This window comes from Micromonospora sp. 050-3, from assembly GCF_046549335.1.
GTDB classification, from domain to species: Bacteria; Actinomycetota; Actinomycetes; order Mycobacteriales; family Micromonosporaceae; genus Micromonospora; species Micromonospora trifolii.
Genome location: NZ_JAJPVX010000001.1, coordinates 279029 through 290534 on the forward strand (window position 1 = coordinate 279029; position 11506 = coordinate 290534).

Annotated in this window: 11 protein-coding genes, 1 tRNA gene and 2 pseudogenes; 9 read left to right on the forward strand and 5 right to left on the reverse strand. The window is 72.7% G+C overall.

Annotated elements, in window-relative coordinates; all coding sequences use genetic code 11:
* Positions 1-12 precede the first annotated feature (12 nt).
* Positions 13-417 (forward strand): YjbQ family protein, encoded by a 405-nt coding sequence (locus ACLJOK_RS01355; RefSeq protein ID WP_410815618.1) that lies wholly within the window; start codon positions 13-15, stop codon positions 415-417.
* 105 nt (positions 418-522) lie between these two features.
* Here ACLJOK_RS01355 and ACLJOK_RS01360 read toward each other — a convergent pair whose 3' ends face one another.
* The gene (locus tag ACLJOK_RS01360) at positions 523-2166 is read right to left on the reverse strand and encodes an alkaline phosphatase D family protein (RefSeq protein WP_410815620.1); all 1644 of its coding nucleotides are present in this window, start codon (positions 2164-2166) and stop codon (positions 523-525) included.
* A 204-nt stretch (positions 2167-2370) separates the two neighbouring features.
* Here ACLJOK_RS01360 and ACLJOK_RS01365 point away from each other — a divergent pair, with 204 nt between their 5' ends.
* The 7 genes and pseudogenes from ACLJOK_RS01365 (at position 2371) to ACLJOK_RS01395 (ending at position 7319) form a co-directional block, all read left to right on the forward strand.
* Positions 2371-2850 (forward strand): MarR family winged helix-turn-helix transcriptional regulator, encoded by a 480-nt coding sequence (locus tag ACLJOK_RS01365; protein WP_410815622.1) that lies wholly within the window; start codon positions 2371-2373, stop codon positions 2848-2850.
* 51 nt (positions 2851-2901) lie between these two features.
* Positions 2902-3247 (forward strand): annotated as a pseudogene (locus tag ACLJOK_RS01370) (transketolase); the annotation flags it as partial.
* A 170-nt stretch (positions 3248-3417) separates the two neighbouring features.
* Positions 3418-5388: pseudogene (locus ACLJOK_RS01375) on the forward strand (thiamine pyrophosphate-dependent enzyme); the annotation flags it as partial.
* A gap of 112 nt (positions 5389-5500) precedes the next feature.
* Positions 5501-5941, forward strand: a complete 441-nt coding sequence (locus ACLJOK_RS01380; protein ID WP_410815623.1) for a DUF3052 domain-containing protein — start codon at positions 5501-5503, stop codon at positions 5939-5941.
* A gap of 88 nt (positions 5942-6029) precedes the next feature.
* Positions 6030-6494, forward strand: coding sequence for a peroxiredoxin (locus ACLJOK_RS01385; RefSeq protein ID WP_410815624.1), 465 nt, complete (start codon positions 6030-6032; stop codon positions 6492-6494).
* Positions 6495-6570: 76 nt separating this feature from the next.
* Positions 6571-6642 (forward strand) — tRNA-Val (locus ACLJOK_RS01390).
* A 128-nt stretch (positions 6643-6770) separates the two neighbouring features.
* Positions 6771-7319 carry a hypothetical protein gene (locus ACLJOK_RS01395; RefSeq protein ID WP_410815625.1) on the forward strand — a complete coding sequence of 183 codons (549 nt, stop codon included), beginning with the start codon at positions 6771-6773 and terminating at the stop codon, positions 7317-7319.
* Here ACLJOK_RS01395 and ACLJOK_RS01400 read toward each other — a convergent pair.
* The 3 genes from ACLJOK_RS01400 to ACLJOK_RS01410 form a co-directional block, all read right to left on the reverse strand.
* Complete coding sequence (locus ACLJOK_RS01400; protein ID WP_410815626.1) at positions 7307-8692, reverse strand: hypothetical protein; 1386 nt, start codon at positions 8690-8692, stop codon at positions 7307-7309. The genes ACLJOK_RS01395 and ACLJOK_RS01400 overlap by 13 nt on opposite strands.
* The gene (locus ACLJOK_RS01405) at positions 8689-9192 is read right to left on the reverse strand and encodes a SigE family RNA polymerase sigma factor (RefSeq protein WP_410815627.1); all 504 of its coding nucleotides are present in this window, start codon (positions 9190-9192) and stop codon (positions 8689-8691) included. Before ACLJOK_RS01405 ends, ACLJOK_RS01400 begins: the two co-directional genes overlap by 4 nt.
* A 92-nt stretch (positions 9193-9284) precedes the next feature.
* Positions 9285-10028, reverse strand: a complete 744-nt coding sequence (locus tag ACLJOK_RS01410; RefSeq protein WP_410815629.1) for an SDR family NAD(P)-dependent oxidoreductase — start codon at positions 10026-10028, stop codon at positions 9285-9287.
* Positions 10029-10266: 238 nt separating this feature from the next.
* Here ACLJOK_RS01410 and ACLJOK_RS01415 point away from each other — a divergent pair, with 238 nt between their 5' ends.
* Positions 10267-10896 carry an HAD-IA family hydrolase gene (locus tag ACLJOK_RS01415; RefSeq protein WP_410815630.1) on the forward strand — a complete coding sequence of 210 codons (630 nt, stop codon included), beginning with the start codon at positions 10267-10269 and terminating at the stop codon, positions 10894-10896.
* 10 nt (positions 10897-10906) lie between these two features.
* On the opposite strand, the gene ACLJOK_RS01420 is transcribed toward ACLJOK_RS01415, so the two are convergent.
* Positions 10907-11500: a Pr6Pr family membrane protein gene (locus ACLJOK_RS01420; RefSeq protein WP_410815631.1), complete on the reverse strand. Its 594-nt coding sequence runs from the start codon at positions 11498-11500 to the stop codon at positions 10907-10909.
* Positions 11501-11506: the final 6 nt, after the last annotated feature.

Consider the following 11506-nt stretch of genomic DNA (forward strand, 5'->3'; position numbering starts at 1 on the left):
AGAATGCGACGTATGCGCAGCGACGTGATCACCGTCCAGACCGGGTCCCGACCAACCGTCCGGGACATCACCGCGGAGGCTCAGCAGTTCGTTTCGGGCGAGGGTGACGGCCTGCTGCACGTCTTCGTGCCGCACGCCACCGCCGGCCTGGCGATCATCGAGACCGGGTCGGGTTCCGACGACGACCTGCTCAGCGCGCTGGACGACCTGCTCCCCACCGAGGACCGCTGGCGGCACCGACACGGCTCGCCCGGCCACGGCCGCGATCACGTGCTGCCGGCGTTCGTCCCGCCGTACGCCACGCTGCCGGTGCTCGGCGGTCGGTTGGCGCTCGGCACCTGGCAGTCGATCTGCCTGGTCGACACCAACGGCGACAACCCGACCCGCCAGGTCCGCCTCTCCTTCCTCCCCGGCTGACGGCCGCGCCGCCGTCCCGCGTCACGATCCGCGCGGCGTCCCCGGAACTGCCGCCTCGACGGGAGTGAGGCGGCGCCGTGCGCGGATCGTGACGCGTCGGGCGGGTTACGGGCGGGCCGTCTCCTGGTCGACGGTCTGCTGGCCGGGGTCCCCGGACGGCGCGGCGCTGCGGACCGCTGACGGGACCGGGTTGTCCGCCGTCTGGTGCAGGCCGGGCACGCGGTCCTCGATCACGAACGAGGCCCGGGTGTACGCGGGCGCGCCCGGCCGACTGACGTACGGCAGCACGTCGAAGTCGGCGGTGAGCTGTCCCGGAGTGATCGTGGTGCGCACGTACCCCCGCAGGTTGTTCTGGAAGCGGAGGTGCGGGTTGAACGCGAACCACGGGTGCGAGCCGGACGCCGAGTCCGCGCCGTCACCCGTCGAGGTGATCGAGGAGCAGACCAGTTCGGTGCCGACGGTGCGCGAGGTCGGGTCGGCATAGTCCAGCTTGAGATCGCTGGCCCAGTGCGCGTGCACGTCGCCGGTCAGCACCACCGGGTTGCGTACCCCGGCGGCCAACCAACCCCGGGTGATGCGGTCCCGGGAGGCGACGTAGCCGTCCCAGGAGTCCATGCTGGTGACGGTGAGCGGGCCGGAGTTGTTGTCCCGTTGAGCGAAGAAGACCTGCTGGCCCAGGATGTCCCACTGGGCGTCCGAGCGACGGAAGCCGTCCAGGAGCCACGCCTCCTGCTCGGCCCCGGTGATCGACCGGGCCGGGTCGGATGCCGCCGCGCAGTCCCGGTAGCCGTCGCCGCAGGCCTGGTCGTCGCGGTACTGCCGGGTGTCGAGCATGTGGAACGTGGCCAGCCGCCCCCAGCGCACCCGCCGGTAGAGCTGCATGTCGATGCCGCGGGGGATCGAGGTGCGCCGCAGCGGCATGTTCTCGTAGTACGCCTGGAACGCCGCCGCCCGCCGCGCGGGGAACTCCGGGTCCGGCGCCTCGGGCACCTCGTCGGCCCAGTTGTTCTCCACCTCGTGGTCGTCGAACACCACCGCCCACGGCGCCACCGCGTGCGCGGCCTGCAGGTCGGCGTCGGTCTTGTACTGGGCGTGCCGCTGCCGGTAGTTGGCCAGCGTCCGGGTCTCCGGTCCCTCGTGGTCACGCGGGTTGCCACCGGGGACGTTGTACGTGTCCGGGGCGTACTCGTACTGGTAGTCGCCCAGGTGCAGGATCAGCTCCGGCTCGGTCTCGGCCAGCCGCCGGTAGGCGGTGAAGTAGCCGTGCTCGTACTGGGAGCAGGAGGCGAAGCCCATCGCCAGGGCGGCCGGCATGCTCCACGGTGCCGGGGCGGTGCGGGTGCGTCCGGTCGGCGAGACGTGGCGCTCGGCACGGAACCGGTAGAAGTACTCGCGCCCCGGCAGCAGGCCGGCCAACTCCACGTGCACGCTGTGCGCCGAGCGGGTGCGGGCGACCGCGACCCCGCGGCGCACCACATGCCGGAACCGCTCGTCGGCGGCCAACTCCCAGTGCACCGGCACGTCGCGGTCCGGCATGCCGCCGAGGCCGTCCTCGGCCAGTGGCTGCGGGGCCAGGCGGGTCCACAACACGAACCCGTCATGGTCGGGATCGCCGGAGGCCACACCGAGGGTGAACGGATAGGCCAGCGGCCGGCCCGCCGCCGCGCCGGCCGCCGCCGGCAGCCCGGTGGCCGCGCCCGCGGCGCCGAGTGCGCCGGACAGCAGGATGGTACGTCGGGACAGTGACACGAAATCCTCCCCAGAATCCGATCTCTCGTGACTAGGGGAGCCTCGCGAGCGTTGGTGGCCGGGAGGTGACGACGAGAGCCCCGGTCCGTCGCCGGCAGTCGAACACCGACGATCGCTGTCGATCCGTACCTGCCAGGCTTCAGCCCTCGCCGAGGAGTTTGATCGATGACCCGGGCGGCGAGATGGCGTGCGTACGATGTGGCGGTGGCGCCGCAGGTCGTTCCCGCAACAGGTGAGCCGGTGGACCGCGCCGGCCTCGCGGTCGACGTGGTGCGGCGGATGGCGCACGTCACCGACGCGCTGCGACACCGGCAGGGCACCGCGTTCGCCGAGTTGGGGCTCACCCCGGCGGCAGCCCGGGCACTGCGGGAGTTGGACCCGGACCACCCGCTGCCGGCCCGGGATCTCGCCGGTCAGTTGGGTTGCGACAGGTCGAACGTGACGGTGCTGGTCGACAAGCTGGAGCAGGCCGGGCTGGTCGAGCGCCGCACCGACCCGACGGATCGGCGGCAGAAGACGCTGCTCGTGACCGAGGAGGGCCGCGTCGTGCGGGCCCGGGTGATCGAGGTGATGTCCGACTCCCGACTCCTGTCCGGGCTGAGCGACGAGGAGCTGAGCACCCTTCGTGACCTGGTCTGGAAGGTGTCCGACGGCGGCTGTCCAGAGTCCTTCGGGCCGGAGTGAGCGCACCCCTGCCGGCCGTGTCCCACTGGGCGAGCAGGGCTTCCGTCGGTAATGCTGTCCGACGTGACCACCCCGCAAGATCTCGACGACCGGTTCCGGGAGACGCTGGCGGCGCTGCCTGCCGCCGAGCGGCGGCGTGACCCCGCCGACCCGGTCACCGACGACGCCCCGCTGACCGGCGCGCAGGTGCTGGACCTGTTCGACGCGCAGGTGACCAGTCGGCAGCTCGACCTGGCCGGCCGCTGGTTGCGCAGCTTCGGGGAGGGTTTTTACACCATCGGCTCGGCCGGGCACGAGGGCAACGCCGCGGTCGCCGCCGCGCTGCGTCCCACCGATCCGGCGCTGCTGCACTACCGCTCGGGCGCCTTCTACTGCCTCCGCGCCGCCCAGGCCGCCGCCGACCCGATGCTGGCCGCCGACTCCGAGTCGTCCGCCGACAGTGAGTCGGCAGTCGACGGCGCATCGACCCGCGACCCCGAGCCGACCGCCGATCCGCAGGTGTCCGAATCGGAGAAGGACGGGACCGAATCGACCTCGGCGACCGCGGCCGCCAACGGGTTCGGGACGTACGCCGACGCGGCCCGGGACGTGCTGCGCGGGATGGTCGCCTCCAGCCTCGAGCCGATCGCCGGGGGCCGGCACAAGGTGTTCGGCCGGGCCGACCTGGCCATCGTGCCGACCACCTCCACCATCGCCTCGCACCTGCCCCGCGCGGTCGGGATGGGACTGGCAGTGGAGCGGCTGCGCCGGCTGGACAGCGCCGGACGGCGTACCGGAGCCGGGGTGCGGGTCGGCAGCGGCGCGGGCGCCACGCACGCCCCCTGGCCACCGGACGCGATAGTGGTCTGCTCCTTCGGCGACGCCTCGGTCAACCACGCCAGCGCCACAGCCGCCTTCAACACCGCCGGGTGGTACGACCACGCCGGGCTGCGGATCCCGGTGCTCTTCGTCTGCGAGGACAACGGGCTGGGCATCAGCGTCCGCTCGCCGGAGGGCTGGGTCGAGGCGACCCTGCGGGCCAAGCCGGGCATCCGCTACTTCAGCGCTGACGGAGCCGACCCGGTGCGGACGTACGAGGTGGCGGCGGAGGCCGCGGCCTGGGTGCGCCGCAACCGGCGGCCGGCCGTGCTGCACCTGCGCACCGTACGGCTGATGGGGCACGCCGGGGCGGACGCGGAGTCGGCGTACCGCAGCCCGGCCGAGCTGGCCGAGGACCTGGACCGGGACCCGGTGGCCGCCACCGCGCGGCTCCTGGTCGATGCCGGCGTGGTGACCGGCGAGGAGTTGCTGGCCCGGTACGACGAGACCGGCTGGCAGGTACGCCGGCTGGCCGAGGAGGTGCTGGGCGAGCCGAAGCTGGCCTCCGCGGCCGACGTGGTGTCGGCGCTGGCGCCCCGCCGTCCGGTGCGGGTGGCGCGGGCGGTGGCCGACGCCGCGGCGCGGGCCAGCGGGCCGGGCGCGGGCGCCCGCGCGGAGGCGTTCGGCGGCAAGCCGCCGGAGTTGGCCGGGCCGATGACCCTGGCGCAGAGCATCAACGCCGCACTCGCCGACGGGATGCTCGACCACCCGCAGATGGCGCTCTTCGGTGAGGACGTGGCCGCCAAGGGCGGCGTGTACGGGGTGACGAAAGGGCTGCGCGACCGGTTCGGGGCGGCGCGGGTCTTCGACACCCTGCTCGACGAGACGTCGGTGCTCGGGCTCGGCCTCGGCGCCGGGCTGGCCGGGATGTTGCCGGTGCCGGAGATCCAGTACCTGGCGTACCTGCACAACGCCGAGGACCAGCTGCGCGGTGAGGCGGCCACCATGCGGTTCTTCTCGCAGGGGGCGTTCCGCAACCCGATGGTGGTGCGGGTGGCGGGCCTGGCGTACCAGGAGGGGTTCGGCGGGCACTTCCACAACGACAACTCGGTGGCCGTACTGCGGGATGTGCCCGGTCTGGTGGTCGCGGTGCCGGCGCGGCCGGACGACGCCGCGCCCATGCTGCGGACCTGTCTGGCGAGCGCGGCGGTGGACGGCAGTGTCTGCGTGTTCCTGGAGCCGATCGCGCTCTACCACACCCGCGATCTGTACGCGGATGGTGACGGGGAGTGGTTGGCCGGCTATCCGGAGCCGGGCGGGTGGGTGGCCGGGCACGTGCCGATCGGCCGGGCCCGGGTCTACCGGGTCGGCTCGGCGGACGACCTCACCATCATCACCTTCGGTAACGGGGTGCGGATGTCGCTGCGGGCAGCGGCCGTCCTCGCCGAGGAGGGCGTGGGCACCCGCGTGGTGGATCTGCGCTGGCTGGCTCCGCTGCCGGTGGCCGACATCATCCGGGAGTCCTCGGCGACCGGCCGGGTGCTGGTGGTGGACGAGACGCGCCGCTCCGGCGGGGTGGGCGAGGGCGTGATCGCCGCGCTGGTCGACGCCGGATATGTCGGTGCCGCACGTCGAGTGGCGGGAGTTGACTCGTTTGTACCATTAGGTCCGGCAGCACGCCACGTACTGGTCTCTGCGGAAGCCATTACCGACGGTGCCCGTACGCTGCTGGCACGGTAAATTCCGTTCCACCCGGTGCGCCACTTGCGCGCAGACCAACAACTGTGTGGACTTTGCCTGACGGCGTCGCAGCGACGCCGCGAGCAGGGACGAGATGAGGAGGCACGCGACAGTGAGCGCGACCGCTGGTCAGGCCGCCGACGGGGTACGCAGCCTGGCGGACCGGTTCGGGATGGAACCGGGGATGGTCGTCATGGAGATGGGGTACGACGACGACGTCGACCAGGATCTCCGAGACGCCCTGACCGACCGCTGTGGAGATCTGGTCGACGAGGACACCGACGAGGTGGTCGACGCGGTGCTGGTCTGGTACCGGGACGGCGACGGTGACCTTTTCGAGCTGCTCGTCGATGCCCTCGGCCCGCTGGCCGACAACGGCGTCGTGTGGCTGCTCACCCCGAAGGCGGGGCGTGAGGGGCACGTCGAGCCGAGCGAGGTCGCGGAGTCCGCGCCCACCGCCGGCCTTCAGCAGACCTCGACCGTCAACGCCGGCCGGGACTGGAGCGGCGCACGCCTGGTGCTGCGTCGAGGGGCCGCCAAGGCCAAGAAGTAGCCAGCGCCGCTCCGCTCGCCCGACGGTCCGCCCACCGCCGGGTGGCAGGCTGGTGCCGGTCACCCGACTCGACGCGAGGAGAGTTCGCATGCCCATCGAGGTTGGTGCCGAAGCACCCGACTTCGTGCTCAAGGACCAGAACAACCAGGAGGTCCGCCTCTCGGACTTCCGGGGCAGGCGCGCCGTGCTGCTGGTCTTCTACCCGCTCGCCTTCACCGGCACCTGCCAGGGCGAGTTGGGCGAGGTGCGCGACAACCTCGGCGAGTACGTGAACGACGACGTCCAGGTGCTGACGGTCAGCGTCGACTCTGCCTACAGCCACAAGATCTGGGCCGACCGTGAGGGCTACCAGTTCCCGATGCTCGCCGACTTCTGGCCGCACGGTGCCGTCGCCCAGGCGTACGGGGTCTTCAACGACGTGGCCGGCTTCGCCAACCGGGGCACCTTCGTCATCGACAGGACCGGCGTGGTCCGCTTCGCCGAGATGAACGGCCCGGGCGAGGCCCGCGACCAGCAGGGCTGGCGCAAGGCCATCGCCGAAGCGACCAGCTGACCGGGGTACGCCGTGCGCCCGGGTCGGTGGCGGGCAGGTAAGCTTGCCAGCCACCGGCCCGCCACACGGGCGATCCGGGCGCGTAGCTCAGTGGGAGAGCACCCGCCTTACAAGCGGGGGGTCGCAGGTTCGAAACCTGCCGCGCCCACACTCTGATCGGCAAACGAAGAGAGCCACCGGGATTACCGGGGCCCTCTTCGTTGTCTCAGTCGGCCTCCTGCGGCAGGATCCGCCACCGGCGACGACGTGCGCTCTGGGCACCGCCATGATGGGCGGGTGCAGGACACCGTCGCCGTCGCGCTGATCACCTCACTGTCCACCTTGGCTGCCGCCGCCCTGACCGGGCTGGTCGGCGCGCTCAGCACCCGTCGGCAACTGGCCCACCAACTCACCGTCGCCCGACAGGAAGGTGTCGAGCGCCGGGCGACGCGTCGGGATGAGCTGCGGCGGGACGCGTACGTCGGGTTCCTGAGCGCCTGCGACCAGGCGTACCGGCAGCTGGACCGGCGGTGGCTGGACACCGGCGGGGGTGAGCCGGTGCCCGGCTACGACGAGGCGTACGCGGCGATGCGTGCAGTGGACGAGGCGTACAACCTGGTGTTGCTGGAGGGCCCGGCGGAGGTCGCGGTGGCCGGTCGGGCCGTGTTGACCAGCCTCACCACCGAGTACGCCGACCAGCGCCGGTTCGGTGACGAGCCGGGCGACGGGAGCGCGCCGCTGCGCGACCGGCACCGGGAGCGCTGGCTCGCGGCGATCGAGGTACGGACGAAGCGCCGTCTCTCGTTCGTCGACGCGGTACGCCCGGTGGTGGGTCACGACGGCTGACGAGTCGACACTGTCCGGCGCGTCCGCCGATCGTCGAGCCACCGCCGGGTTTGTCCGCGGGTGCCGTAGAGGACAGCCCCGCCGACAAGCATCGTCAGTAGTCCCGTCCAAAGCCAGAACCGCCCGCCCACCCCGCCCGGTGGCTGTGCGTCGCGGACCCGTCCGTCGCGGATCACCTGATCGGCGACGTCGACGGCGTTCACCTGGGCGGGCGCGGTCAGCACGGTCCGTGGTGCGGTGTCACCGGCTGTGAGCGCCAGCACCCGTACGCTGCTCACCTGCTCGGCCGTCGCGGGCGGCCCGGTCTGCTCCTCCAGCGGACGCTCGGGCGCGTCAGGGTCCTGCTGGTAGGCGGCCACCAGCGCCGAACCGTCCGGCGCCCAGCCGAGCAGCCGGATGGAGACCATCCCCGTCACGGGGGGCAGGCGTAGTGGTTCTCCGTCGCGCCCGGTACGGGGGTCGACCCGGCGCAGCGTCCACTCACCGGTGGTCGGCTGTCGGGTGGCCAGCGTCAGCGTGGCCCCGTCGGGGCTCCACGCACCCTTGCCGGCCAGCCAGGATTCGTCGGGTAGAAGGAACGAGGAGAGTTCCCGACCCTGCACGTCGGCCACCGCGACGGTGCGGCCGTACTGGTAGGCGAGTCGGCCCGGGGCGGCGGCGACGGTCGACCCGAAGCGCGCCTCCTGCGCGCCGGACGCCAGCGTGGTCCACCGCCCACCGTCCCGCGGGACGATGCTCAGCACCGACGTGTAGGTGGCTCCGTCGAAGGCGACCGGCACCTCGTCCCGGACGACCAGCGACGCGCCGTCGGCGGACCAACCGACAGGTGTGCTCGCCACTGTGTTGGTGACGCTCGACTTCAGGTGCCGGGTCCGGCCGCTGGCCAGGTCGACGACGTCGACGCCGGGCTCGTCGCCGTCGGGCCGGGCGAGGTGCTGGCCGTCCGGAGAGAGGTGCACCGTCTCGCCCGCCGCCGCCTCCTGACCCGTGCGCATGATCCGGTAGCGGTCGGAGTCCGCGCCGACCAGCCCGACGATGCTCGCGTCGTTCCAGCCGCGCAGGCGTGGTGCGGGGCCACTGAAGATGACCGACGCGGAGCCGAGCCGGGGACGGTCGGTGACGTGCAGCGTGCCGATCGGCGGCAGGCCGAGCCGGTCGGGCAGCGCGGCGTCCGCGGCGGCGGGGTCGAGGGCAGAGGTACGGGTCAGCGGCACCGTCACCCCGGCCAGCGCGAGCAGCACCACAGCGCCGGCAGCGGCGGCCAGCCGGCGGCGGCGGGAACGACGGGCGATGGCGAGAGCGCGCTCGTACACCGGGTAGGTGGGCACGTCCTCGGCGGTGGACCGCAGCGCGTCGCGAAGTCGGACGGTCATCGGGTGCTCCTCTCCGCGGTGTCCCGCACCAGCTCCGGAGCGACGGCTCGCAGCCGGCGCAGCCCGTCGTGGCCGTGTCGCTTCACGGCGCCGATCGAGCAGCCCAGCACCTCGGCGACCTGGGCCTCGGTCAGGTCCTCGTAGTAGCGCAGCACGATCACCGCCCGCTGACGAGGGCTGAGCTGGAGCAGCGCCGCGTTCAGGGTCAGCCGCAGCGTGGTGGCCTCGCTGTGATCCGCGTCGGCCCGTTCGGTGGGCGTCGACTCCAGCCGCTCGATCAGCCGACGGCGTCGCCACCAGGAGATCTGCTGGTGGTACATGACCCGCCGCACGTACGCCTCCGGGTTGCCGTCGCGGACGCGCCGCCAGTGCCGGTAGGTCCGGGCGAGGGCGGTCTGCACCAGGTCCTCGGCGAGTTGGTGATCACCGGTGAGCAGGTACGCGGTCCGGCACAGCGCCGGCGAACGGTGCACCACGAACTCGTGGAACGACTCGACCATGCCCACCCCCTCTTTCAGGAGAAACGCCTCCCGCCCCGGAGATGGTTGAGGCCGGGCGGCGCCGGATGGCACGGCGACGCCGCCCGGGCTCCTCAGCTGGTGAAGCCGCCGTCCACGTTGACCACCGCACCGGTCACGTAGCCGGCCTCGGGGCTGGCCAGGTGCGCGACGGTGGCCGCGATCTCGGCGGGGCGAGCGTACCGGCCGACGGCGGTGAATCCGCTGATCGCCGCCGCGTTCGGCCCGTCCGCCGGGTTGGCGTCGGTGTCCGTCGGCCCGGGGTTGACCAGGTTGACGGTGATGGCCCGTGGGCCCAGTTCACGGGCCAGGCCCCGGGTCAGCCCGACCAGAGCTGTCTTGCTCATCGCGTAGAGCGTCAGCCCGGGAAAGACCGCCCGCTCACCGACGTTGCTGCCGATGCTGATGATCCGTCCGCCGTCGCCCAGGTGCCGCAGGGCCGCCCGCGCGGCGACGTACGGTGCCCAAATGTTGACGGCGATCGTCTGCTCCACCTCGGCCGGGCCGAGCTCGTCCAAGGCACCGACCAGGAACACCGCGGCATTGTTCACCAGGATGTCCAGCCGACCCAGTTCGGCGGCCGCCCGGTCGACCGCGCCCCGCACAGCGGCCGGGTCGGCGCCGTCCGCCTGGATCGCCAGCGCTCTGCGGCCCAGCGCCTCGATCTGCTTCACCACGATCGCGGCCCGCTCGGCGTCCTGCCGGTAGGTCAGCGCCACGTCGGCCCCGTCCTGTGCCAGGCGCAGCGCGATGCCGGCCCCGATGCCCCGGGAACCGCCGGTCACCAAGGCGACCTTGTCGTTGAGTGTCGTCGTCATGCAAACGATCATCTGGCCGTGCCGAGCTCCCGTCTGGCGGTCATCGGACGCCTCGCTCCGACCGCCAGGTCCGATACCCGCGATCCTCGGTGGCCTGCCGACCCGGCGGGCACCCAAGATCCGCGCAACGGCACGGATCCTGCTGCCTCAACAGGTGGGGAGGCAGCAGGATCACCGAAGTTGCGCGGATCTTGCGAGGCGGGGCAGGGTGGTGCGAGCGATTCGGGGAGCGTGTGTAGTGGAACTGGCAGGCATTGGCGCGGTGCTGTTCGACATGGATGGCACCCTTGTCGACTCCGACGCCGCCGTCGAGCGGGCCTGGGAGCGGTGGGCCGCCGAGTACGCCGTCGACCCGGCGGCGGCGTTGGCGATCGCGCACGGCAGCCCGGCCGACCGGACCATCCGTCGGCTGCTGCCCGCGCTCGACGAGGCCGCTGTCGCCGCTGCCGCAGCCCGGCAGTTGGCGTTGCAGTACGACGATCTGTCCGACGTGACGGCCACCCCGGGGGCGCACGAACTGCTGGACGCGCTGGCCCGGTTGGGGTTGCCCTGGGCGGTGGTGACCAGCGCCGACAGGCGGCTCGCCGAGGCCCGGCTCGGCGCCGCCGGCATCAAGGCGCCGGTGCTGGTCACTGTGGAGGACGTCAGCCACGGCAAGCCGGACCCGGAGGGCTATCTGCGGGGCGCGGCGCTGCTGGGCGTACCCGTGGCGCGCTGCCTGGTCGTCGAGGACGCCGAGGTCGGCCTGCGGGCCGGCCGGGCAGCCGGCGCGATGACCGCGGCGCTGAAGGGGCTCGACGGTGACCTGCGGCTGCACGACCTGGCGCAACTGGCACGCGGCCTGGAGGCGGCGCAGACAGCACCCTGAGCCGGCACTGTCAACCGGTGCGCCGTCCGCTCAGGCGGACGGCGGTCAGGGCGATCAGCAGCAGGGTTCCGCCGAAGAGCAGGGCGTTGAGGGCGAGGGTGGGATACCCGAGTCGGGGTACGTCGAGGAACGGGTAGAGGTAGCGGCCCTCGGCCCCGCCGAAGGCGCCCCTGACCAGGATCACCGTCAGCCACAGCAGCGGGTAGCCGAGCAGACTGACCGCGTACGCCGGACGCAGCACGGCCCGAGGTCGGCGGTGGAGCCACTGCGCGGCGGCCAGTGGCGGCACCACGGCGTGCAGCAGCAGGTTGGCGGCGTCGGAGACCAGCCCCCGAGCCTCGGGGGTCGCCACCATGGCGTAGCCGCTCCACGGGTTGGCCAGTACGAGGACGAAGACCACTGCGGTGCCGACGAGGTAGACGGTGAGCGCGGTGCGCACCCGGTCACCGCACCCGACCAGTAACACCACCAGGTAGGCCAGGTCCACCTGCACGGTGAAGTAGAAGAGCAGCTCGACGGGGTCCTCGCGGGCGGCGATCCCGGCGAGCACCAGCCCGACGGCGAGCACCAGCGCGGTGCTCACCCGCAGGACCCGATCGGCCACCGGCGG